This is a genomic window from Bradyrhizobium sp. Gha (assembly GCF_900113735.1).
GTDB lineage: Bacteria > Pseudomonadota > Alphaproteobacteria > Rhizobiales > Xanthobacteraceae > Bradyrhizobium.
Genome location: NZ_FOQM01000043.1, coordinates 12,162 through 36,337 on the forward strand (window position 1 = coordinate 12,162; position 24,176 = coordinate 36,337).

Here is a 24,176-nt window from a genome sequence, read left to right on the forward strand (position 1 = left end):
GTTGGCACGATGGCCACCACAAGCCGGAATCTGAGGAATGGGCGGTCAGGCTAACCAGCGCCGTGCTTGATGGCTTCAAACGTCGTCATGAAGCCGCCGGCAAGAAAAGTTGCGATCTCACCCAAATCCCCGTCTCCTCGGGAGACGCCGCTCCGCCGTGGCGGAAGGCAAAGGCGCGCGTGGAAGCGGCCGGGTCGCGGAGGCTTTTAAGCCGCCGCAGCGACCCGGCCGCGCTTGCCGCCGGCGCCAAACCGGAACGTGGTGCCATCGATCCAGATCTTGTGCAGCAGCACAGCGAGCGCGCGCGCCACGGCGGTTGCTGCGCGCTTCAGACCCTTCTTCCTGGCCAGCCGCAGGCCCCGCAGCCGCAGCTTAAAGGTCTTCGGAATGCGCGTCAGGATCGCGACCGCCGCCTCGTACAGCATCGCCCGCGTCAGCTCGTCGCCGCATTTGGAGATGCCGCCGATCCGGTCGGTTTGTCCGGATTGGTAGCGCCGTGGCGTCAGGCCGAAATGGGCCCCCACATTGGTCGACTTCCTGAATCGGGCCGGGTCGTCGACGGTTGCGCGGAATGTCAGCGCCACGAGTGCGCCGACACCGGGTACCGTCATCATCCGCCGCACGGCATTGTCGCTCCGCGCCGCTGCCAGCGCGAGGCGCTGCAGCTTTGCCAGCTGCAGCCGCATCGCGCTTCTAGCGTCCAGCAACGGTGCGACAATGACCTCCAAATCCCTCTTCCCGGCCATGATCTCACGCACCCGCGCGTCAAAGCGGCCGACCGAGATTTCGCCAACTTTGAGGCCGAATGGGCGCAACACGCCGCGGATCATATTCTCCATGTCGAGCACCTTACCGAGCAGCGCCTTGCGGCCGACCAGCAGCGCCCGCAGCGTTTGCGCGCCCTCCGATTCGACATGGACGGCACGGAACCAGCCGGTCCGCATCATCTGGGCGATACCTTTGGCGTCGTTGCGATCGGTCTTGTTCAGCATCGCGTTCAGCGCCGCCTTGGCATGCCGGGTCTCGATGCAAATCACAGGCAGGCCCTTTTCGGCGAGCGCCGTGTACAGCCAAGCGCTGTACGAGAACGCTTCCAGCCCGACGCGCTTGAGATGGATTCCCCACTCAGCCAGGAACAGCTCGATCGCGTCCGGATCGGTCTCGAGTTTGGCCTCCCGAACGACGTTGCCATCGCCGTCCACCACGCAAATGTTCGTCGCCTCCAGCGACACGTCAAGCCCTGCATAGAAGTCCATCGTTCGCCTCCACCGCCGATCGCCAGACCGCCCCATGCGTTCCGTTCGCGAATCGTTGCGAGGCATTTTCGCAGCAGCATGGCCGGCGAGTGGGCACCGGTCAGTACCCCGGCTAACCGGAAATCCTTCGGATTTCTTCTAACGGAGCAGGCCGAAAGCCACGTTGGCGGCGCTCGGCAACGGCAATCCGATAGGCCAGCCTGCGTTTGCAGGCCAGACACACTCTCCACCGAGCCCCACGCTCACGGCTGCCAGCTCCAGCGTCGGGGTGCCGCCGCATGAGCGATCTCACGGACGTGGAAGTGTTGTGGCTCGAGAAGCGCATCGAAAACCGGATTCGGTTCGGTCGTATCGTCAACGAACGCAAGCTTGATCGCCACCGGCGCGTCCTTTCATTCGCGCCGGGCAGCATCTTTGCCTTCGTCCGTTGGACCTCCAACGACTTCGGCACGATCATTTCGCGGGTCGACATCTTGCGCGCTGTCGCTCCAGGACAGCGCTGCTCGACCGTGCCTTATGTGACACCCGGCGGAGAGATCTTGCTGCGGCTGTCAGGCTGGCGGAAGGTCGAGCGCGTGCTGCAGATGACCGATGCCATTGAGGCGCTCGGCATTGATCCCGCCGATGTCGCGCCTGATCATTGGCATCACATTCATAACCGTCTGTCCGTCACCGAAAACCCGCGCTCTTACACGAAAGCGCGCCACCAGGCATGGCTTCACCGGCAGAGGGCCATGCGATGACACCGCGCCTCAAGACGTTGACCGTCATGCTCAGCGGTGCCGTCGCACTTATCGCGCCAATTGTTCTGGAGATTACGCCGGCCTACATCTGGAATGCGTCCGACAGCGCACCGATCGGGCTCTACCGTGTGCAGCCGGCGCACAAACTATTCGTTACGGAACTTCTCGCCGTGCAGCCGCCGGAGCCGCTCGCGACCTTCCTCGACCTTAACGGCTATTTGCCCATTGGCGTCCCCATGCTCAAGCGCGTCCTCGCCCTTCCGGGGCAGAGTGTTTGCAGAACCGGCCTCACGATTTCAGTCGACGACGTCGCGCTAGGCTCGGCGAAGGATCACGACAGACGGGGCAGGCCGCTGCCGAAATGGCAGGGCTGCCGCGTCGTCGGCGACGGCGAGCTGTTTCTGATGAACTGGCAGTCGGACGACTCGCTTGATGGCCGGTATTTTGGATTTCTTCCGGCATCCAGCGTGATCGGCCGTGCGATGCCGGTGTGGACGTGGGATGAGTGATCATGCGTATTCGACGTGTTCTGCTCGCCATTCCCTTGTTCGATCGATTGCGGGATCATTCCTCCGTCTCAAGCGATGTCTGCAAGGCTGGCGCATGCGCGACAGAGTGCTTGGCTCAGTTGGGCACGTATGTTTGTGCTGTCCTGCCCTTACTGCTTCTTCTGACCGCGTCCGACAGTTCTGCTTTTGGCCAGAGCGCATCAGCCGGACGTCCGCCGACTAGTCAGACAGTAAAATCCTTTGAAGGCTTCATCATTGAAGCCTCCCAACGCTTCGCGATTCCTCCGAACTGGATCCGATCAGTCCAAAGCATCGAGAGTGTTGGTGACGTGCACGCCAGATCGCCAAAAGGCGCAATGGGCCTGATGCAAATCATGCCGGCGACTTGGGCGGAACTTCGCGAGCGCTACAATCTTGGGACCGACCCCTACGACCCGCACGACAACATTCTGGCCGGCACGGCGTACTTGCGCGAACTGCTCGATCGGTATGGCTCGCCTGGCGTGTTTGCGGCGTACAATGCGGGACCATCTCGCTATGAAGAGCATCTTGCAGGCGGCTCTTTGCCATCGGAGACGCGAGCATATGTCGCAAAGCTTGCAAGTATGCTTGCCATCGAACTGCCGCCGAGGTGGACGTCCAGCGGACAGTCATCAGCAGCTGCGACGCTATTCGCCACGCGATCCGATCACATGAAAACGCGCGATCGGTTGCTGGCGCTCATGCCGTCGAGCGGTGTCACGACAGCAATCTCGACACCCGATGTTTCGCCCATGGTTCCCCCGACAATTGGCATGTTCGTCCCTCGATCGGATTCGGGAGCATCCCAATGACCAAGTGTGCGGCTCCGCAGGCTGATGGCGTATGGGCGATGCCTTCCGCCCGCGCTCTACTCATCGCTTCGTTCCTCACCGAACGCAAGCGGTCGGAAGCAGTGGGGGCTTCGCGAGTTAGCTGCCAAGTCGCGGCGGCTGTTTCGGGAACTGGCAACCGGAAGACCACGACGGGAGGACGGCCGCCCGTAATCGGTCTGCGCCGGGAGTTGCGGCGGCCGAGCAAGTGGTCTGCGCGATGAATCACCGGCAAACTGCGCCGCCTCAGCAACGCGGGAGGCGAGCGATGGAATTGTTTTGTGGTTTGGATGTCGGCATGGACGAGACCGCGATCTGCGTGGTGGACGCCACCGGCAGGGCGATGCTGGAGACAGTGGTGGTGACCGATCCCGACGCGATCAAAGCGGCGCTCGCGGCCAATCTTGGCCGCTTGCGGCGGCTCGGCTACGAGGCGGGCTCGCTATCGCCATGGCTGCATCCGGAACTGTTGAAACTCGGCCTGCCGGCGGTCTGCCCGGAAACGTTGCACGTGCGTGCGGCGCTGAAGGCGCAACGCAACAAGACCGACCGGGCGGACGCGCTCGGCATCGCCCACATCATGCGCACCGGCTGGTTCAGACGGGCGCATATCAAGCGCGAGGCCTGCTACCGGCTGCGGCTGTTGTTGACACACCGACGCAATTTGAAGCGCAAGTTTCTGGACCTGGAGAATGCAATCCGGCACTCGCTGAAGGTGTTTGGCATCCGCCTGAACCGGGTCGGACGCGGCGGCTTTGCGCAGGCCGTGCGCGAGGCGGTGGCGCACGATGCGTTGGTCAGTGAGCTGATCGATACCATGCTGAACGCGCGCGCCGCGCTGTGGACGGAGTATTGCCGGCTGCACGATCTGGTGGTGCGCCTGGTTGCCGGGCACGAGCTGTGCCGGCCCTTCATGCAGATTCCCGGCGTCGGTCCGATTGCAGCGTTTAGCTTCATGACCGCGGTCGACGATCCTGCGCGCTTTAAGCGTTCGCGCGATGTGGCGGCGTATTTTGGCCTGACCTCGCGGCGCTGGCAGTCCGGATCCTCGGTTGACGTCAAGGGTCGGATCAGCAAGGCGGGGGACGGCGACGTGCGCCGGGCGCTTTACGAGGCGGCGAGTGCGCTGCTGACCCGCTACAAGAAGAAGGACAAGGTCAAAACCTGGGGTCTGGCGCTGGCCAAGCGCGCCTCGCACCGCAAGGCGACGGTGGCGGTGGCGCGCAAGCTGGCCGTGATCATGCATGCGATGTGGACCGGCGGCACGTTCTATTGCGGCGATCCGGACACATCTGCGGCGGAGATGGGCGCCGAAACCAGCGCCAAGCAGCGCAAATTGCTCGGGGCTTACGCATGAGCTGCGGGATCTCTCAAGCTGGTAGCAACGCGGCGATGGCCGCGACCTGAACATGGAGCTCCGCCGCTGGCGGATGAGGACTGGTGCAGCACAACGACGACGGAACGCACGTTATCTCGCCTGCGACGATGCATCTTCGGATGCCGACCGATCGCGCCGGATCGCCTGTGATGTGGCTCCGTCACACCGATGGAAAGATGCGCCGCGACGGTATCCGCGCTGCCTTGCTGCAGCGACCTTGTGCCCTCGACGAGCGCGGAAGACTGCACGGCGCATCAGGACTCGCAGCCATCGCGGCGCATCGTGTCATGGCGTGGATCAGAGCGGCTTGTCGAAGACGGGAAGGGAAGCGAGAATGGCTAAGATCAGAGAGACGACACGACCGATTAAGACGGCGAGATAAAAGGGGCTCGCCGGTCGAACCGCAAGCCATTGGCATGGCTTGGGTTCTGGCGTGCCGGTCGGTCGGGGCGCGTGCCGCGCCTTGCATTTTGCCAAATGCAATCAAAGGCGTTTTCGGCACCGTGCGTGTTTTTGATCGTTGGGAGGCCTTGCCGTGAGTGTGGGCGACAGTGACCTGCGTGTTCGGCCTGGGCGTATCCGCAGTACCCGCGCGCCGAAGCCGAAGAGCTTCATTAACCAGGTGCTGCGTGCTGCGAAGAAAGCAGGAGACGCCTCGGGTCAGGCCGCGGCCGGCAGACGTTCGGCGGCCTATGAGCGCTCGACGTTTGGCCGCGGCCGGCTCGCCTTTAGCCGCGCCAGATTGTTCAGCCCGACGCGGCGTGTGGTGGTGAAAGCACGCGTGGTCCGGCACAAAGGGCGAGCTTTCCGTTCAGCACCGCTGACCGCCCATCTTTCATATCTGAAGCGCGAAGGCGTGACCCGGAGTGGTGAACGGGCCGAGATGTTCGATGCCAGCAGTGACCGCGCCGACAGCGCGGCTTTCGCGGAGCGGTGCAAGGACGATCGTCACCATTTCAGGTTCATCGTCTCGCCGGAGGACGCCGGCGACATGACCGACCTGAAGGCCTTTACCCGCGACCTCGCCAAGCAGATGGAGGTCGATCTCGGCACGCGGCTCGATTGGGTGGCTGTCGATCATTGGAACACCGACAACCCTCACGTCCATCTTCTCGTTCGGGGAGTAGATGAGGAAGGGTCGGATCTCGTGATCTCCCGCGACTACATCAGCCAGGGCCTGCGCTCACGTGCCCAGGAACTGGTCGCCATCGAGCTCGGTCCAAAACCGGAGCACGAGATCCGCAATTCGCTGGAGAGGGAAGTCACCGCGGAACGATGGACGCGGCTCGATCGGGAGATCCGGCTGGCGGCCGATGAGACCGGGCTTATCGATCTTCGCCCGGAGAATCCCGGCAAGTCCGATCCCGAGATCCGGCGCCTCATGATCGGTCGCCTTCGACACCTGGAGAAGATGGGCCTCGCCGCATTCGAGCTACCCGGGGAATGGATGGTTGGGCTCGAGGCCGAGCGTAGCTTGCGCGATCTCGGTATGCGTGGTGACATCATCAAGACCATGCACCTCGCCTTCACCGAGCGTGGGGAAGCGCGCGGCGTTGCCGACTACGTTATCGAGGGTGAACAACCAACGTCCGCGATTATCGGACGGCTGGTCGATCGCGGATTGCATGACGAACTGACGGGCGAGGCCTACGCCCTGATCGACGGAACGGACGGACGTGCTCACCACGTGCGCTTTCGAGGGGTCGAGGCCTTCGATCATGCACCACCGATCGGCGGAATCGTCGAAGTCCGCCGCTTTGGGCAAGCCGGCGATCCGCGGTCGACCATCGTGCTCGCAACCCGTTCCGATCTCGACCTTGATGGCCAGATCACCGCACGAGGAGCAACCTGGCTCGACCATAGACTGGTTGAACGCGCCCCCGTGCCGCTCGCCATGGGCGGGTTCGGTCGCGAAACCCGCGACGCCATGGAAGCCCGTACCGAGCATCTGATCCAGGAGGGCCTGGCGCGGCGACAGGGTCAACGCATCATCTTGCAGCGCGACCTCCTGAACACGTTGCGCCGGCGTGAACTGGACGGGCTGGCCGCAAAAGTCTCGGCCGACACCGGCCTGCCTCATGTGAACGCCGCCTCCGGGGAGCATGTGACAGGCACGTATCGCCAGCGGCTGACGCTCAGTTCGGGGCGCTTCGCCATGATTGACAACGGTCTTGGCTTCCAGCTCGTGCCCTGGTCGCGCGAACTCGAAAAAAAGTTGGGCCAACACGTCAGCGGCGTCGTGAAGGACGGCGGTGGCATCGAGTGGGGCTTTGGCCGCAAGCGCGACCTGGGCCTCTAGCTATCTCACCAATTGCGGAAGGACGTTCGGGATGTCCGGAACCAAAATCCTCTGGGGTCAGGTGATCGTTGTCGGCCTGATCGTTTTGCTGGCCATCTGGGGAGCGACTGAGTGGACAGCCTGGCGGCTCGCCTATCAACCGGAGCTTGGGCGGCCTTGGTTCGAGCTGTTGGGCTTCAAGATCTATTACCCGCCAGTCTTCTTCTGGTGGTGGTTCGTCTATGATGCCTATGCGCCTCAGGTCTTTGTCGAGGGAGCCTTTATCGCGGCGTCGGGGACCTTCGTGTCCATCGCGGCGGCGATCGGCATGTCGGTTTGGCGCGCTCGTGAAGCCAAAAATGTCGAGACCTATGGTTCGGCGCGCTGGGCTGGTCTGAAGGAGGTTCGAGCGGCCGGACTTCTTAGTCCGGATGGTGTGGTGCTGGGCAAGCTCGACCGCGACTACCTCCGCCATGATGGGCCGGAGCACGTGTTGTGTTTTGCTCCCACCCGGTCCGGCAAGGGCGTCGGCCTCGTCGTCCCTTCGCTTCTGGCTTGGCCCGGCTCGGCCATCGTTCACGACATCAAGGGCGAGAACTGGCAACTGACCGCGGGCTTCCGTTCGCGGCATGGCCGCGTCCTGTTGTTCGACCCCACCAACCCAAAGTCCTCAGCCTACAATCCGCTTCTCGAGGTCCGGCGCGGGGAATGGGAGGTTCGCGATGTCCAGAACGTGGCCGACGTTCTGGTCGACCCCGAGGGCTCGCTCGACAAGCGGAACCACTGGGAGAAGACTAGCCATTCCCTCCTGGTTGGCGCCATACTCCATGTTCTCTATGCCGAGACAGACAAGACTCTGGCCGGCGTGGCGGCCTTTCTGTCCGACCCGAAGCGGCCGATCGAGGCGACTTTAAAGGCGATGATGACCACCGCGCATCTCGAGCATGCCTCTCATCCCGTCGTGGCTTCGACCGCACGCGAGCTCCTCAACAAATCCGAGAACGAACGCTCCGGCGTCTTGTCCACTGCGATGTCGTTCCTCGGGCTCTACCGCGATCCCGTCGTGGCCCGGGTGACCTGCCGCTGCGACTGGCGCATCGCCGATCTGATCGCAGATAACCGCCCGACGACGCTTTACCTGGTGGTGCCGCCTTCCGATATCTCGCGGACCAAGCCGCTGATCCGTCTTGTGCTGAATCAGATCGGCCGTCGCTTGACCGAGGACTTGCACGCCCGCGACCGCCGGCATCGCGTCCTGATGATGCTCGACGAGTTCCCAGCACTTGGGCGGCTTGATTTCTTCGAGTCCGCGCTTGCCTTCATGGCGGGGTACGGCATCAAGAGTTTTCTGATCGCGCAGTCGCTCAATCAGATCGAGAAGGCCTACGGGCCGAACAATGCGATCCTGGACAACTGCCACGTCCGAGTCAGCTTCGCGACCAATGACGAGCGCACGGCCAAGCGGGTGTCCGACGCGTTGGGCACGGCCACCGAGATGCGGGCGATGAAGAACTATGCCGGCCACAGGCTAAACCCATGGCTGGGGCACCTGATGGTCTCACGGCAAGAGACGGCGAGGCCACTGCTGACCCCCGGCGAGGTCATGCAGCTTCCGCCGATGGACGAGATCGTCATGGTGGCGGGCACGCCGCCGATCCGGGCAAAGAAGGTCCGCTACTACGAGGATCGGCGGTTCACGGAGCGGGTTGTGCCGCCGCCCGATGCGGCGAGCACCAGCCGATCACAGCAAACGGACGGATGGTCGACCCTCGGACCGCTGAAGTCGATGCCAGATCCAACTGACAAAGCCGCGGAGGCCCAGGAAGACACGGCGAACAGCGGGCTCCGTCGTGAGCCCGAACTCCCCGACCACGTTGCGATCGCCAAGGAGACGACCGAACCGGCACCGGCAGAAGAATTTGCTGCCGTTCTAGATGATGACGAGGATGCGGTCCGTCAGTCCCGGCTCATACGCCAACAGATGCGCGGTGTCGCCCAGCAGGTCGCCCTGGACCCGAATGACGGTATGGAGCTCTGAGGCAATATGCGCGACCGGATGAATGTCTATTTTCCGCCAGAGCTGCTGAAGCAGATCTCGGAGCTCGCCGATCGCAAGAAGCTTTCCCGGTCTGCGATCGTGGAAGCGGCGGTTGCTTCGTTCCTGTCGCCGGACGGCGCGGACAGGCGGGAGGCGGCGTTTACCCGTCGCCTCGACCGGCTGTCGCGTCAGATGCAGAGACTCGAGCGCGACGTTGGTTTGACGGCCGAGACCTTGGCTCTCTTCATCCGATTTTGGCTGACGATCACGCCGCCGCTGCCCAACGACGCGCAGGCGGCCGCGCAGGTAAAGGGCAGGGAGCGCTTTGAAGGATTTGTCGAGGCGCTTGGACGTCGTTTGCAAAAGGGGCAAAGCTTTCTCCGGGAGATTCCAGAAGATATCCGCCGTCAGGAACCGGCCGAGGAAACCTGAGCGAACCGCGTAGACAGACCATTTCGCCGGTCCTCCTTTTTCTACGCCAGCCTACGACCGCGGCGATTTACCCGAACTGACGAAAAGCTGGTCGCGCTATCGGCTTGCACGAGCTGACAGCAAGAGGGCCAGCATGCAAATTTCCGGGACATGGCGTCTCATCGCGCGCGTTTTTCTACCGTTTGCTGCTGGATACTATCTTTCGTATCTGTTTCGAACGATCAACGCTTTGATCGCCAGTCATCTCAGCTCGGATACCGGGCTCGGGACTGCCGACCTCGGATTGCTGACGTCAGTCTATTTCCTGGTATTCGCGGCGGCTCAAATCCCCGTCGGCATATTGTTGGATCGATTTGGACCGCGTCGCGTCCAGAGTGCTCTGCTCTTGCTCGCAGCAGGGGGTGCCGGACTGTTCGCGGTATCGAGCGGCTTCTTGTCACTTTTGATCGCGCGTGCGATGATTGGGCTTGGCGTGGCGGCGGCGCTCACGGCAGCTCTGAAATCCATCATCCTTTGGTTCCCCAGGGAGCGGGTTGCCTTGCTGAACGGCTACATGGTCATGCTCGGCTCGCTAGGAGCGGTGACCGCTACTGCTCCCGTCGAACACTTGCTCGCCTGGATGGGCTGGCGGCAACTCTTCGAGATCCTGGCGGCCGCCACCGGTGCGACGGCCATCCTCATCTACGTCGTTGTGCCTGAACGAGGCATCGCCCTGTCAACAGCGTCCACCAGCCTGAGCTCTGTTTTCAGCGATCGACGGTTCTGGCGAATGGCCCCGCTATCGGCGACTTGCATTGGATCATCTTGGTCTCTGCAAGGTTTGTGGGCGTCGCCGTGGTTGATAGACGTAGAAGGATTCGATCGCGCTAGTCTCGTCAGACAGCTTTTTATGATGTCTGTCGTACTGAGCGGCGGTGCATGGTTGTTCGGTATGGCCGTCCATCATGTCAAACGCAGAGGAATCGGGGCGGAGACGATACTAGCGATTGTTGCAGTGCTGTTCATCGCAGCTGAGTCAGCCTTGGTCCTGCGGGCGCCTCTACCATCCATCTTGCCCTGGTCCGTTGTCGCAATTGTCGGAACAGCAACCGTTGTCAGCTTCGCGGTGATCGCAGATTACTTTCCGGCGGAGCTTGCTGGTCGTGCCAACGGCGCTTTGAACGTCTTGCACTTTGGTTGGGCATTTCTGGCGCAATACGCGACAGGTCTTATCCTGGAGCAATGGTCTGCGAATGATGGCCATAGGACCGTCCAAGCCTATCAGGTCGCATTCGATGTCAACATAGTGCTGCAGATCGCGGCTTTGGTCTGGTTCGCGCTGCCTTCGCGCCGATCCATCGCTTCGTGGATGAGTTCAATCCTTGTCGTCAAGCAGGCGGATGTTTCCAATGGTGTCGAGTCGGTAGGCTTGTACGAGAATTCGCCCATCCTGGTACCCGCGGATGACGACACGGAGTGGTGAGCGATATCTCATTGCGAACCGGTTGGATTGAGTAGGCCTCCAATATCAGTTCCCAGTCTTCCTTTTTCTACGCCAGTCTACGATCACCGAAAGCGCTTGTTGCGCCAAGTCCACAGGTGCTTCTTCTAATCATCCCCATCTGAGGGCCCTTTGCGGGCGCTCTCACTGGTTGGGGACGAACGGTGGCAATCCATTCCATACAATCGGAAGCGAGTTCGCGCGGTGCGCGAATGCTACGCAGCGCGCTTGGTTCTGCGATTGCCGGCTACCTCGAAGACGAAGCGATCATCGAGGTGATGCTCAACCCAGATGGGCGGCTGTGGATCGACCGGTTATCACATGGCCTGATCGACACAGGCGAAACTCTGTCGGCTGCGGACGGCGAACGCATTGTTCGCCTGGTAGCGCATCACGTCGGCGCAGAGGTGCATGCAGGCTCGCCACGGGTGTCGGCCGAATTGCCTGGGACCGGCGAGCGCTTCGAAGGTCTGTTGCCTCCGGTCGTGGCCGCTCCGGCCTTTGCTATCCGCAAGCCGGCCGTCGCTGTGTTTACGCTCGAAGACTACGTCGCCAGGGGGATCATGACCTCGGAGCAGGCCGAGATCCTGAAGAAAGCGGTCGCCGCACGGAAGAACATCCTTGTCGCCGGTGGAACGTCGACCGGCAAGACGACTCTGACAAATGCACTCCTGGCCGAAGTGGCAAAAACTGCCGATCGGGTCGTGCTGATCGAAGATACGCGCGAACTTCAGTGCACAGCGCCCAATCTCGTGGCTTTGCGGACCAAAGATGGTGTGGCCACGCTATCGGACCTCGTTCGCTCCTCGCTGAGACTGCGTCCTGATCGCATTCCGGTTGGCGAGGTTCGCGGTGCCGAAGCCCTCGATCTGCTCAAGGCCTGGGGCACCGGGCATCCCGGTGGCATCGGCACCATTCATGCGGGCACTGCGCTCGGCGCGCTGCGGCGCCTCGAACAACTCATCCAGGAAGCCGTCATCACGGTACCGCGTGCCCTGATCGCCGAGACCATCAACGTTATCGCCGTGCTGGCGGGGCGTGGCGCTGATCGTCGCCTCGCTGAGCTCGCGCTCGTCTCGGGGCTTGGAGCCTCCGGCGACTACAGCCTTTCAACAGCAGGAGACTGACATGCGTCAGCAATTTCGCGTTTTTCAAGGTGCATCGTTGTCCGCCTTCGGCACGGTGCTTTTGGCAGCGGCGCCGGCATGGGCCGCTGGTTCGAACATGCCATGGGAGCAGCCGCTCAATCAGATCTTGCAGTCGGTTGAGGGGCCCGTCGCCAAGATCATCGCCGTCATTATCATCGTCGTGACCGGGCTGACGCTCGCGTTTGGGGATTCGTCTGGCGGTTTCCGCAGGCTGATCCAGATCGTGTTCGGTCTGTCGATCGCGTTTGCCGCCTCGAGCTTCTTCCTGTCGTTCTTCTCCTTCGGCGGCGGCGTGGTGATCTGATGGATGAACCGGTCACAGGCTTTGTCGTGCCCGTTCACCGCGCGCTCACTGAGCCAATCCTGATGGGCGGCGCGCCGCGGTCGGTTGCGATCTTTAACGGCACGCTTGCGGCAGCCCTTGGGCTCGGACTTCGGCTGTGGGTCGCCGGTCTTGTCCTCTGGTTCATCGGCCATATGGCCGCCGTCTGGGCCGCCAAGCGCGATCCCGCCTTCGTCGATGTGGTGCGCCGGCATCTGCGAATTCCCGCACATCTGAACACCTGAGCTTTCAGTCATGATGAACCTTGCCGAATATCGTCATTCCAACGCGCGTCTCGCCGACTTCCTGCCCTGGGCAGCCCTGGTCGACGAGGGAATCATCCTGAACAAGGACGGCTCGTTCCAGCGGACAGCAAAGTTCCGGGGGCCTGACCTCGACAGCGCAGTGCCGGCCGAACTTGTCGGCGTCGCCGGTCGCCTGAATAACGCCCTGCGCCGTCTGGGATCTGGTTGGGCCGTATTTGTTGAGGCGCAGCGTCATTTTGCTGGGGCCTATCCTCCGAGTACATTTCCGGACGTCGCGTCAGCGCTGGTCGATGCCGAACGTAGAGCCCAGTTCGAAGAGGCCGGCACTCACTATGAGTCCAGCTATTTCCTAACTTTCCTCTATCTGCCACCGGAGGAGGCGGCCGCCAGGGCAGAGCGCCTGCTCTATGAGGGCCGCGATCGGAGTGTTGGCGCAGACGCGCGCGAGGTGCTCCGCGGGTTTGTCGATCAAACCAACCGCGTGCTGCAGCTCGTCGAAGGGTTCATGCCAGATTGCAACTGGCTCGATGATCAGGACACGCTGACCTACCTGCACTCGACGATCTCGACCAAGCGTCACCGCGTTCGCGTGCCCGAAATTCCCATGTACATCGATGCGATGTTGGCAGATCAGCCGCTGACCGGCGGGCTAGAGCCGATGTTGGGCTCAGCCAATATTCGGGTCCTGACGATTGTTGGCTTTCCGGGCGCCACGACCCCGGGGATCCTGGACGACCTGAATCGTCTGGCGTTTTCATATCGGTGGTCGACGCGCGCGATCATGCTCGACAAGACCGACGCCACCAAGCTCCTGACCAAGATTCGCCGGCAGTGGTTCGCCAAGCGAAAGTCGATTGGCGCCATTCTCAAGGAGGTCATGACGAACGAGGCGTCGACGCTGCTCGATACCGACGCACACAACAAGGCGCTTGATGCCGACGCGGCGTTGCAGGAACTAGGGTCGGATCAGATCGGGCAAGCCTTTGTCACGGCGACCATCACTGTTTGGGACCGCGATTCCAATGCTGCCGATGAAAAGCTGAGGCTGGTCGAGAAGGTCATCCAGGGACGCGACTTCACGTGCATGATCGAGACGGTGAACGCCGTCGAAGCCTGGCTTGGCAGCCTGCCGGGGCACGTCTACGCCAATGTGCGGCAGCCACCGGTTTCGACCCTCAACCTCGCTCATATGATTCCGATGTCGGCCGTCTGGGCGGGTGAGGCGAGGGATCTGCACTTCAAGGGTCCGCCGCTTTTGTTCGGCAAGACCGAGGGATCAACGCCGTTCCGATTTTCGCTCCACGTCGGTGACGTCGGCCATACCCTGGTGGTGGGACCGACGGGTGCTGGGAAGTCGGTCCTTATCGCTCTGATGGCGTTGCAATTCCGCCGTTATCCGAACTCTCAGGTCTTTGCGTTTGACTTCGGTGGTTCGATCCGGGCGGCCGCCCTCGCAATGAGCGGTGATTGGCATGACCTCGGTGGCGCATTGTCCGACGCAGGTGAACAAGCCGTCGCCCTGCAGCCCCTGGCCTGGATCGATGATCCTTCCGAACGCGGATGGGCCACGGAATGGATCTGCGCAATCCTTGCTCGGGAAAAGGTCGAGATCACCCCGGACGTCAAGGATCATCTGTGGTCGGCGCTGACATCTCTCGCTTCGGCGCCGAGAGAGGAACGCACCCTCACGGGCCTGTCAGTCCTTCTTCAATTGAACTCCTTAAAGCGCGCCCTGCAACCATACTGCCTGGGCGGACCTTCCGGGCGTTTGCTCGATGCCGAATTCGAACGTCTCGGCGAGGCGTCGGTCCAGGCCTTTGAGACCGAAGGCTTGATCGGAACGAGTGTCGCGCCGGCCGTGCTGGCATACCTCTTCCATCGTATTGGTGATCGTCTCGATGGCCGGCCGACACTCCTGATTGTTGACGAGGGTTGGCTTGCCCTCGATGACGAGGATTTTGTGGGGCAACTGCGGGAATGGCTGAAGACGCTTCGGAAGAAGAACACGTCCGTCATCTTCGCCACCCAGTCGCTTTCGGACATTGATGGCTCTGCGATAGCGCCGGCTATCATCGAAAGCTGCCCAACGCGATTGTTGCTGCCGAACGAACGGGCGATCGAGCCGCAGATCACTGCCATCTACCGCCGCTTCGGCCTCAATGACCGCCAGATCGAGCTTCTGAGCCGGGCAACGCCAAAGCGCGACTACTATTGCCAGTCTCGTCGCGGCAACCGGATGTTCGAACTTGGCCTTGGTGAGGTTGCGCTCGCATTCACCGCAGCCTCGTCCAAGACAGACCAGGCTGTCATCACGCAACTCATCGCCGAACATAGAGCCGACGGCTTCGTGCCCGCCTGGCTCCAGCACCGCGGCGTTGCCTGGGCCCTCGACCTGATCCCCAATCTCGTCAATCTGGAGAAATCCCTATGAGGCGTCTTGGCCTATTGGCGACCACGGCCGCTTTCGCGTTGATGCTTGGCGTTACGCTACCTGCACGGGCGCTGATCGTCTTTGATCCCACCAACTATGTCCAGAACGTCCTGACGGCCGCGCGGGAGCTCCAGCAGATCAATAATCAGATCACCTCGTTGCAGAACGAGGCACAGATGCTTATCAATCAGGCCCGGAATCTGGCAAGCCTGCCGTATTCGTCGCTGCAGCAACTGCAATCATCGATCCATCGTACCCAGCAACTACTGGCCCAGGCCCAGCGCATTGCCTACGACGTGCAGCAGATCGATCATGCCTTCTCGACGAGCTACGCGCCAGCGACCAGCAGCCAGTCGAACCAGTTGCTGATCTCCAACGCTCAATCGCGATGGCAGAATTCCTATGCCGCGACACAAGACGCACTTCGTGTCCAGGCTGGCATCGTTGGCAACCTCGACGCCAATCGCATCCAGACGTCTGCCCTCGTAACCTCGAGTCAGAGTGCCAATGGCGCCTTGCAGGCAACTCAGGCCGGCAACCAGATCCTCGCGCTTCAAGCGCAACAACTTGCCGATCTCACGGCGGCCGCGGCGGCGCAGGGAAGGGCGCAGAGCCTCGAAGCGGCTCAGCGCGCTTCGGCTCAAGATCAGGGGCGAGAGCAGCTCAGGCGTTTCCTGACGCCAGGACAGGGCTATCAATCCTCCAATGTGCAGATGTTCCACTGATGACCGATGTAAGGGCATTCAAGGCGCTGTCGCTGCTTACGACAATCGGTCTGGTGGCCGTCGCGGCTTGCACGATTCAGCTGCGTGGCCGCGACGAATCTGGGGCGGCGCCGAAGGCGGAGCAGAGGACCGATGCAGCCAACGCCGACCTCGTACACTGCCGCGGCGTCATTCCAGAGGAGACGGCAGATTATCGCCACTGCCAGCAGATTTGGGCTGAAAACCGGCGCCGCTTCCTTGGCAGGAAAGACGGCGTCGTAACTCCCAGCCACGATGACCCAACCAACTCGATACCTGCCCAAAAGGACCAAAGCCGGATCCCGCAGGGATATCCGAACGCCGCGACACCCGAGGCGAACAAGCCATGACTGGTACGGGGATCATTGACCAGTTCCTGGAAACGTTCACGCGTTATATCGATAATGGCTTCGGGCTGCTGGGGAGTGATGTCGGATATCTCGCAACGACCCTTGCTGCGATCGACATCACGCTCGCCGCGTTGTTCTGGAGTTGGGGAACTGACGAAGACATCATCGCGCGCCTCGTCAAGAAGACGCTCTTCGTGGGGCTCTTCGCCTACCTCATCGGCAACTGGAACAGCCTGGCGCGCATTATCTTCGAGAGCTTTGCCGGTCTTGGACTGAAGGCATCGGGCGCAAGCCTGTCCGCATCCGACTTCCTCAGACCGGGTAAGATCGCCCAAGTCGGACTCGATGCCGGCCGACCGCTACTCGATTCGATCTCGAACCTGATGGGCTACATCAGCTTCTTCGAGAATTTCGTCCAGATCGTTGTTCTCCTGTTCGCATGGGTCGTGGTCCTGCTCGCCTTCTTCATTCTGGCGATCCAGCTCTTTGTCACCCTGATCGAGTTCAAGCTCACAACGCTGGCCGGCTTCGTGCTCATCCCCTTTGGGTTGTTTTGCAAGACAGCCTTTGCGGCGGAGCGGGTGTTGGGCAACGTTATATCGTCAGGTATCAAAGTTCTGGTCCTTGCCGTCATCGTCGGCATCGGCTCGACCCTGTTCTCGCAATTCACCACTGGCTTTGGCGGCAATCAGCCGACCATTGAAGACGCGATGACGTTGGTGCTCGCGGCGCTGTCCTTACTGGGACTCGGTATCTTCGGTCCGGGTATCGCGAACGGCCTTGTGTCAGGTGGACCGCAACTCGGCGGTGGCGCCGCAATTGGAACAGGGCTTGCTGCTGGCGGCATTGTTGTTGCGGGCGCGGGTCTTGCCGCCGGTGGTGCCGGTCTCGCTGGCGGCGCGATTGCAGGCGCCGCGCGCGGTGGCGGCGCTGTCATAAGCGGAGCATCAGCCGCCTATCGAAGCGAGGGCCTTGCTGGCGTTGCGGAAGCTGGCACTTCGGCTGCGATGAGCCCGTTGCGTCGTGCAGCCGCTGCGCTCGGCGGAGGTGCGGAAGCCGGCGCGCAGGGCGCGAGCACTTCGGCCGAAGGGCAGCCCGATTGGGCGCGGCGCATGAAGCGTGCCGAGACTGTTCGGCACGGTGCGTCGGCCGTCAGCCACGCAGTCCGCTCAGGTGATCACGGTGGCGGCGGCTCTTCCGTCGATTTGTCTGAAGGAGAGCGCTGACACTCAGCCACTGCGCCTTCGCGACTCGCTGCGTGGGTGACTGAAACGCAGACACCACACAACTCGAAACCGATCACTTGATCTCAGGGGCAATAATCGATGTTCAAACGACCTTCCGTACACTACGGGCGTATCCCCGAGCCGATCACGCCTTACCAAAAGGCAGCGCAGGTGTGGGACGAACGCATTGGATCCGCCCGCGTGCAGGCCAAGAACTGGCGCTTGATGGCGTTCGGCTGCTTGATGTTATCAGCCGGTCTCGCAGGGAGCCTTGTTTGGCAATCGAGCCAAGGCTCGATCACGCCCTGGGTGGTTGAAGTGGACCATCTCGGCGAGGCCCAAAGGGTTGCGCCGGCCAACATCGACTATCAACCCACTGATGCGCAGATCGCCTACCATCTGGCGCGCTTTATCGAGGATGTCAGAGGTCTGCCGGCGGACGGAATCGTTCTGCGGCAAAACTGGCTCAGAGCCTATGATTTTACAACCGATCGCGGCGCCGCCGCGCTTAACGACTACGCGCGCAACAATGATCCGTTTGCCAAGCTGGGAAAGGCGCAAATCTCCGTCGACGTGTCGAGCGTCATTCGCGCCTCTTCGGAAAGCTTTCGCGTCGCGTGGACGCAGCGCACCTACGACAACGGTGCGTTGAGCTCGACTGAGCGCTGGACTGCAATTCTCTCGATCGTCATCGAGGCGCCCCGCGACGCCGAACACCTGCGCAAGAATCCGCTTGGCGTTTACGTCCGCGCCATCAACTGGTCAAAGGAGTTGAGTCAGTGACCAAGACGCTGTTCGACGTTTATTCGAAGCGCCCCGTCCCGCACGGCGGGATCGGTCCCAATTGGCCCGAATTCTTGATGGCGAAGCGATCGCTTTTGTTTGCTCTCCTGCTTTGTTCGTCAATGCTTGGCGGGTGCGCGACCTACATTCCCCCGGAGATCAGCTATGATGCTGAAGTTCCTCCGTTGCCGGCGCCTCCGGTGGCCCTAGACGACAGACCGAGACCGCTGCACGTTCCACCCCTTTGGAAGCCGGCTCTCGGCGGCAAGTCGGGAGGAAAGGAAGAGCTCGAGCCTGTGAACCGGGTGGAGACCGCTAACAGCGCCGCCCGTGTCGAACCGCGCAAGCGGGGGTATTTTAACGCGGCGCAATTCTACGCCTACAGTCCCGGTGCGCTCTATCAGATTTACGCAGCACCGGGGCAAATCACAGATATCGCGCTCGAGGAAGGAGAGCAGCTAACGGGATCAGGGCCCATCGCGGCCGGAGATACCGTCCGGTGGGTCGTGGGGGATACCGAGAGCGGGAGCGGCGACGCGCGCCGCGTCCATATCCTGGTCAAGCCGACCCGCGCATCGATCGAGACCAATCTTGTCGTCAATACCGATCGGCGCACGTACCTGATTGAGCTCCGCTCCCGCGAGCGGCCTTATATGCCATCCGTTGCCTGGTACTATCCTGAAACGGTACGCGAACGATCGCGTTCAGCTGCGGTGAAACCCGTTCTTCCGGATCCGGCGCAGCGCATCTCCCGCTATGCCATCGAAGGGGACAGTCCTCCCTGGCGGCCGATTGCCGCATATGACGATGGCCGCAAGGTCTATGTCGAATTCCCGCAGGGCATTGTGCAGGGCGAGATGCCTCCGCTCTTTGTGATTGGCCCTGACGGCAAGACCGAACTGGTCAACTATCGCGCTTACGGCAACGTACTGATCGTCGATCGACTGTTTGCGGCCGCTGAACTTCGGCTCGGCAGTGAGCACCAGCAAAAGGTCAGAATTGTCAGGACCGACGGGAGGCCGTCATCATGAACGCTCGGAACGAAGACGATCACGAGCAGGCAGTTCCGTCGAAGACGCAAGGGGAGCAGTCCGAAAGCTTCCGCTTGAGAGCGGAGAATCCGCCCGTGACACGGTTGTCGCGGAAGATTCTGGCCGGCGGGAGCGCGGCTGCACTGCTTGTCATCGGCGGAGCGGTGCTGTGGTCGCTGCTGAACAATCACTCCCGCAATCAAGCGGCTGATGAGCTTTACAGTACCGACCACCACAATGTTGCCGACGGTATTACGGCGCTGCCCAAGGACTATGCTGGGGTTCCGCGCCCGCCAATCCCGCAGCTTGGTCCGCCGCTCCCTGGGGACCTCGGTCGACCGATCCTTGCCGCTCAAGGCCAGTCACCGACGATCGGCGCTGATCCGGAACAGCAGCGCCGGGATCAAGAGACCGAAGCAGCCCGCATCAGTCATCTGTTCGCTTCGACCAATGGACGCGAAGTGCGTCCGCCCACCGCTGTGGCGGTTGGAAGCGATCGCGTCGTGCCGCCGAGCGCTACGAGCACTAGCAACGATGGATCGACGCAGAACGGTCAAGACCTGAAACTTGCGTTCGTTAATGCTTCTGTGGATCGTCGCACGGTAAGCCCTGACCGCATTACCAAGCCTGCTTCACCTTATATCGTGCAGGCCGGGACGGTGATACCGGGAGCTCTGATCACGGGGATTCGGTCCGACCTGCCAGGCCAGATTGCCGCGCAGGTAACCGAGAATGTTTATGACACTCCGACCGGTCGCTTTCTCCTTGTGCCTCAAGGAGCGCGTCTGATTGGTATCTACGATAGCCAGGTTACTTTTGGTCAGTCCCGTATCCTACTCGTCTGGACCCGGCTGATCATGCCGAATGGACGTTCAATCGTTCTCGAGCGGCAGCCTGGCGCTGATACGGCAGGCTATGCAGGCCTCGAAGACCAAGTGGACAATCACTGGGGCGAGCTATTCAAAGCTGCGGCGCTTTCGACATTTCTGGCTGTCGGCACCGAACTTGGGGCTGGCTCGGACACCAACAGCAACGACAGCGCCATCATCCAGGCATTGCGGCACGGCGCTTCGGACTCCCTGAACCAGACCGGACAACAGGTGGTTCGGCGCAGTCTCAACATCCAGCCCACGCTGACAGCCCGACCTGGTCTCCCGGTTCGGGTCCTTGTCAATCATGATCTGATACTTACCCTGTATAGAGGGTGACAACATGCCAAAACTTAAATTAGGAAAACTTACGGACGACAAGCCGATCAAAGTGACTGTGGAGCTGCCCGCGGCTGTGCATCGTGACCTCATTCTATATGCAGAAGCGCTCACTCGTGCGGGTGGTCAATTGATCGATCCGACTAAACTAATCGCCCCCATGTTGGCGCGCTTTATGGCCTCTGATCGAGTATTTTCTAAACTAAAACGTGAAGGCCACATACCGACCGCCGACGAAGGATAGTAATGCTCGAGTTTTGTCTAAGCCGTTGTCCACACACATAGTTGCCAGTAGCCGAGCACTGCCGAGTTAGAGCTGAGATACGGCGTTCGAGTGTACTTCTGCCTTTGCCCGAAAAAACTCCGACTACCAATTTGTCCGGGTTTCGGGGAGAGTGCTGGGCGTCGGCGTGCTATTCGGTCACCTTCATGCGCGTTACGCTGCTCCGACCGTCCACGCTGACGGGGACGTCGCCCTCGATCGTGGCCCTGTGTACGACGCGATGTTGGTCGCCGTAATCGTTGACCGCGTAATGCTGTGTCGCGCGGTTATCCCAAATCGCAATATCCCCTTGTAACCAATTCCATCGTACAGTGTTTTCGGGTGCGGTGATGTGAGATTGGAAAAGGTCGAACAGCTTTTGTCCGTCGTATTTGCGGATCCCAACAAAGTGTTTAACCAAGGCGCCAAGCACTAGCGTCCGCTCGCCCGTTTCGGGATGGACGCGTACGACTGGATGCTCGGTCTCAAAAACTGTCCTGGTGAACACCTCGTCAAAGTGTTTCTTGTCAACCTCGCGAACACGCGCGATCCCGGGGTAATCGAAAACATTGCTGTGAACGGCCCAAAGATCCTCGGCAAGCCGTTGCAGCGCAGGCGGCAAGCCATAATAGGCGGCAGCTGTATTCGACCACACGGTGTCGCCTCCGAAAGCTGGCGTAATAACGGCCCGCAGGACCAAAATCTTGGGATAGGCATCGGCGAAGGTCCCATCCGCATGCCAAACGTCGGCGCGACCACCGCCGCGAGTTGAGTCCAATTCGAGGATCGAAGCCATTCCCTTTGTAGCGCCGAGCATCGGATGTGGCACTAGCTTTCCGAGACGAGCGGCAAAGCGCTCCTGCTCGGCGTCGTCGAGATGTCCTTGGTTGCGAAAGAAGATCACCTTGTGCTTTAGCAATAAGCGTTTGATCTCGGCGATCGCGTGATGCGGTAGATCGCCTGATAGCTTGATATTTTTGACTTCGGCTCCGATGCGCGCCGCACGTTTCACAACAGCGTTGCTCGGAATGACGTCGCAGATGCTCATCTTGCTTTTCCAAGCCCTCGCAGGTCTCCCTCGCGCCTCGGGAGCTGATTAATGTCAGCAAGCATCGTGCCATCTAAACACAAATGTACTCGACAATGGCAGCGAACGAATTTGGGGTTTGGCGCGAGTCCTCGAACCAAGCGAGTGGTTGGGCCGAGTAACGAGGAATTGGATCACGATGTCAGCCTGTCGGAGCGCAAGGCGTGAACTGAATGAATTTTCTATGATGTCAACGCTTACAATGCGTGCGCTGGACCTGACACGAGATGCCGCCACTTTCAGAATACGGACAACTGATACAGCGCGGCGTCCCGGCCAAATTCTGCCGACGTCGGAGAGGTTTCCGGCGAACCACACCTGCTGCGACCAATCCGGCTGCTTGAAATCTAGAGCAGAAGCCGCCCCGCACATTGGGCGCGAGTGCAGGCCTTTGTCGGACACTTGCTGCGGTTGTCGGTACTGAGCCTCAATGCAGGAAATCCGACACTTCGCGCCGCCAGGAAGTGCCCTGATAGCCTGCGAAATCACATCGGCACGCGATTTGCTCTGTTTGCGGCATCATCACCGATCGCCTTGTGATGGTCTTCGAGGCGCGTCGCTGTTCGCCTCTGGTCTTTTCCGAAGGTTCGCTGCGGAAATGACCTGCTGCTCGGCTGTGGACCGATAAAGAGCAGGGAAGTGTTGGATGCGGTCCGGAATTCTTCTTTGGGAAACCACAACATTTGCGCTCGTCGCAAGCGGTGCAACCAAAGCGGCAAGACCTTGAGTTAGGAGTGATGGCAATCAGCGATGTTGACTGGTCCGGGGGCTATATTGGCGAGACTTCAGTCGTGGGAATGGTCGCCCCCTCATCAATCCCCAGGTTTGCGATGCCGAGAGGTTCAATGTCACTCGGCCGCGTAACCCACACCAGTCGTTCGGCCAGGGCCCGTGCGGCACCGTGCTGGCGCGCTTGGAAATTGCTCCTAGGCTTACCCACGCTGTTCGTGCGGTTGGAGGATCTGGCGCTGACCATCGCCGCGGGGATCTCGGCTACATGCCGTCTTACGTCACGAGCTGCCCACAGCGCCTGCTGGTCACACTTTACCCTTCGATCGCCTAGAGAGTGAAGTGCCACTATGTCCGAACAGCTGCCCTTGCCGGCGCTACCGATGTGGCGCGTCGATCACATCCAGCCCTCGGTCGAGATGTTGGCGCTACGCGCTAAGGGTCCGATCCACCGCGTGCGCTTTCCGTCCGGGCACCAAGGCTGGTGGGTGACAGGCTACGACGAGGCCAAGGCCGTGCTGTCGAACGCAGCGTTTCGACCCGCGGGAATGCCGCCGGCGGCATTCACGCCTGATTCTGTGATTCTCGGTTCGCCCGGGTGGCTGGTCTCGCACGAGGGGGGCGAGCATGCTCGCTTACGCACGATCGTGGCGCCGGCCTTTAGCGATCGCAGGGTGAAACTGATGGCGCAGCAGGTCGAAGCGATTGCCGCCCACTTGCTTGAGACGCTCGCGGCCCATCCCCAGCCCGCCGATCTGCGGCGGCACCTCTCCTTTCCGCTTCCGGCCATGGTCATCAGCGCGCTGATGGGCGTCCTCTACGAGGACCACACCGTTTTCGCGGGGCTGTCCGACGAGGTGATGACGCACCAGCATGAATGCGGCCCGCGCAGCGCGTCGCTCCTGGCCTGGCAAGAACTGCGCGCCTACATTCGCCGCAAGATGTGGGACAAGCGCAAAGATCCCGGCGACAACCTGCTTACGGATCTGCTCGCGGCGGTCGATCAAGGCAAGGCGAGCGAGGAAGAGGCGGTCGGCCTTGCGGCGGGCATCTTGGTGGCGGGGCACGAGAGCACCGTCGCGCAAATCGAATTCGGCCTACTGGCCATGTTCCGCCATCCGCGACAGCGCGAACGCCTGATCGGCGATCCATCCTTGGTGGACACCGCCGTGGAGGAAATCCTGCGGATGTACCCCCCGGGCGCTGGCTGGGACGGCATCATGCGTTATCCGAGGAGCGACGTGACCATCGCGGGTGTGCATATTCCCGCGGAGAGCAAGGTACTGGTCGGCCTGCCAGCAACGTCGTTCGATCCGCGCCATTTCGATGACCCGGAAATCTTCGACATCGGACGCGATGAGGCGCCGCACCTGGCGTTCTCCTGCGGGCCGCACTCCTGCATCGGCGGGGCGTTGGCCAGGCTGGAACTCAAGGCGGTTTTCGGTTCGATCTTCCAGCGCTTTCCCGCGCTGCGCCTGGCTGTACCGCCCGAAGAGCTGAAGCTACGCAAGGAGATCATCACTGGCGGCTTCGAGGAGTTCCCAGTGCTCTGGTGATGTGCGGACGCCACTGGGGATGGGATCGTCTCCGTGATTTGCCGACGCGCCGGCCGCGTACGAGTCAGA

22 protein-coding genes are annotated in these 24,176 nt (G+C 61.4%); 20 read left to right on the forward strand and 2 right to left on the reverse strand.

What is annotated here, in order from left to right:
- Positions 1–206: 206 nt before the first annotated feature.
- The gene (locus tag BM222_RS33590) at positions 207–1,256 is read right to left on the reverse strand and encodes an IS110 family RNA-guided transposase (RefSeq protein ID WP_092238311.1); all 1,050 of its coding nucleotides are present in this window, start codon (positions 1,254–1,256) and stop codon (positions 207–209) included.
- A 278-nt stretch (positions 1,257–1,534) separates the two neighbouring features.
- On the opposite strand from BM222_RS33590, the gene BM222_RS33595 reads away from it, so the two are divergent.
- The 19 genes from BM222_RS33595 to BM222_RS33690 all read left to right on the forward strand — a co-directional run bounded on the left by BM222_RS33595 (position 1,535) and on the right by BM222_RS33690 (position 20,717).
- On the forward strand, positions 1,535–1,999 hold the full coding sequence (locus BM222_RS33595) for a DUF2840 domain-containing protein (protein WP_092238314.1): 465 nt from the start codon (positions 1,535–1,537) through the stop codon (positions 1,997–1,999).
- The gene (locus BM222_RS33600; protein WP_092238317.1) at positions 1,996–2,508 is read left to right on the forward strand and encodes a S26 family signal peptidase; all 513 of its coding nucleotides are present in this window, start codon (positions 1,996–1,998) and stop codon (positions 2,506–2,508) included. The genes BM222_RS33595 and BM222_RS33600 overlap by 4 nt, the downstream gene beginning before the upstream one ends.
- Before the next feature lie 2 nt (positions 2,509–2,510).
- A complete protein-coding gene (locus BM222_RS33605) occupies positions 2,511–3,341 on the forward strand; it encodes a lytic transglycosylase domain-containing protein (protein ID WP_092238407.1) in 831 nt (276 codons plus the stop codon).
- 286 nt (positions 3,342–3,627) lie between these two features.
- The gene (locus tag BM222_RS33610) at positions 3,628–4,716 is read left to right on the forward strand and encodes an IS110 family RNA-guided transposase (RefSeq protein WP_092238320.1); all 1,089 of its coding nucleotides are present in this window, start codon (positions 3,628–3,630) and stop codon (positions 4,714–4,716) included.
- A gap of 556 nt (positions 4,717–5,272) precedes the next feature.
- Positions 5,273–7,036, forward strand: coding sequence for a relaxase/mobilization nuclease domain-containing protein (locus BM222_RS33620; RefSeq protein WP_092238410.1), 1,764 nt, complete (start codon positions 5,273–5,275; stop codon positions 7,034–7,036).
- Positions 7,037–7,067: 31 nt separating this feature from the next.
- Positions 7,068–9,053 (forward strand): conjugal transfer protein TraG, encoded by a 1,986-nt coding sequence (locus tag BM222_RS33625; protein WP_092238323.1) that lies wholly within the window; start codon positions 7,068–7,070, stop codon positions 9,051–9,053.
- Between the two features lie 6 nt (positions 9,054–9,059).
- The gene (locus tag BM222_RS33630; protein WP_092238325.1) at positions 9,060–9,485 is read left to right on the forward strand and encodes a ribbon-helix-helix domain-containing protein; all 426 of its coding nucleotides are present in this window, start codon (positions 9,060–9,062) and stop codon (positions 9,483–9,485) included.
- Between the two features lie 133 nt (positions 9,486–9,618).
- Positions 9,619–10,947: an MFS transporter gene (locus BM222_RS33635; RefSeq protein WP_092238327.1), complete on the forward strand. Its 1,329-nt coding sequence runs from the start codon at positions 9,619–9,621 to the stop codon at positions 10,945–10,947.
- 230 nt (positions 10,948–11,177) lie between these two features.
- The gene (gene trbB / locus BM222_RS33640) at positions 11,178–12,092 is read left to right on the forward strand and encodes a P-type conjugative transfer ATPase TrbB (protein ID WP_177243615.1); all 915 of its coding nucleotides are present in this window, start codon (positions 11,178–11,180) and stop codon (positions 12,090–12,092) included.
- A 1-nt stretch (position 12,093) separates the two neighbouring features.
- On the forward strand, positions 12,094–12,417 hold the full coding sequence (locus BM222_RS33645; RefSeq protein WP_092238333.1) for a TrbC/VirB2 family type IV secretion system protein: 324 nt from the start codon (positions 12,094–12,096) through the stop codon (positions 12,415–12,417).
- Complete coding sequence (locus tag BM222_RS33650; protein ID WP_092238335.1) at positions 12,417–12,680, forward strand: VirB3 family type IV secretion system protein; 264 nt, start codon at positions 12,417–12,419, stop codon at positions 12,678–12,680. Before BM222_RS33645 ends, BM222_RS33650 begins: the two co-directional genes overlap by 1 nt.
- Before the next feature lie 10 nt (positions 12,681–12,690).
- Entirely contained in the window at positions 12,691–15,132 is a 2,442-nt protein-coding gene (trbE, locus tag BM222_RS33655; RefSeq protein WP_092238338.1) for a conjugal transfer protein TrbE, read from the forward strand.
- Positions 15,129–15,857, forward strand: coding sequence for a P-type conjugative transfer protein TrbJ (trbJ, locus tag BM222_RS33660; RefSeq protein ID WP_092238341.1), 729 nt, complete (start codon positions 15,129–15,131; stop codon positions 15,855–15,857). Before trbE ends, trbJ begins: the two co-directional genes overlap by 4 nt.
- Entirely contained in the window at positions 15,857–16,225 is a 369-nt protein-coding gene (gene trbK-alt / locus BM222_RS33665) for a putative entry exclusion protein TrbK-alt (RefSeq protein WP_092238344.1), read from the forward strand. Before trbJ ends, trbK-alt begins: the two co-directional genes overlap by 1 nt.
- The gene (gene trbL, locus BM222_RS33670) at positions 16,222–17,451 is read left to right on the forward strand and encodes a P-type conjugative transfer protein TrbL (protein ID WP_092238346.1); all 1,230 of its coding nucleotides are present in this window, start codon (positions 16,222–16,224) and stop codon (positions 17,449–17,451) included. The genes trbK-alt and trbL overlap by 4 nt, the downstream gene beginning before the upstream one ends.
- Positions 17,452–17,550: 99 nt before the next feature.
- On the forward strand, positions 17,551–18,234 hold the full coding sequence (gene trbF / locus BM222_RS33675; protein ID WP_092238348.1) for a conjugal transfer protein TrbF: 684 nt from the start codon (positions 17,551–17,553) through the stop codon (positions 18,232–18,234).
- Positions 18,231–19,265, forward strand: coding sequence for a P-type conjugative transfer protein TrbG (gene trbG / locus BM222_RS33680; RefSeq protein WP_177243616.1), 1,035 nt, complete (start codon positions 18,231–18,233; stop codon positions 19,263–19,265). The genes trbF and trbG overlap by 4 nt, the downstream gene beginning before the upstream one ends.
- Complete coding sequence (locus BM222_RS33685) at positions 19,262–20,473, forward strand: TraB/TrbI/VirB10 family type IV secretion system protein (protein ID WP_092238351.1); 1,212 nt, start codon at positions 19,262–19,264, stop codon at positions 20,471–20,473. Before trbG ends, BM222_RS33685 begins: the two co-directional genes overlap by 4 nt.
- A gap of 4 nt (positions 20,474–20,477) precedes the next feature.
- The gene (locus BM222_RS33690) at positions 20,478–20,717 is read left to right on the forward strand and encodes a DUF2274 domain-containing protein (RefSeq protein ID WP_092238354.1); all 240 of its coding nucleotides are present in this window, start codon (positions 20,478–20,480) and stop codon (positions 20,715–20,717) included.
- Positions 20,718–20,886: 169 nt separating this feature from the next.
- Here BM222_RS33690 and BM222_RS33695 read toward each other — a convergent pair whose 3' ends face one another.
- Positions 20,887–21,783, reverse strand: a complete 897-nt coding sequence (locus tag BM222_RS33695) for a TauD/TfdA dioxygenase family protein (protein WP_092238357.1) — start codon at positions 21,781–21,783, stop codon at positions 20,887–20,889.
- Between the two features lie 1,118 nt (positions 21,784–22,901).
- On the opposite strand from BM222_RS33695, the gene BM222_RS33705 reads away from it, so the two are divergent.
- A complete protein-coding gene (locus tag BM222_RS33705) occupies positions 22,902–24,107 on the forward strand; it encodes a cytochrome P450 (protein WP_092238365.1) in 1,206 nt (401 codons plus the stop codon).
- Positions 24,108–24,176 lie beyond the last annotated feature (69 nt).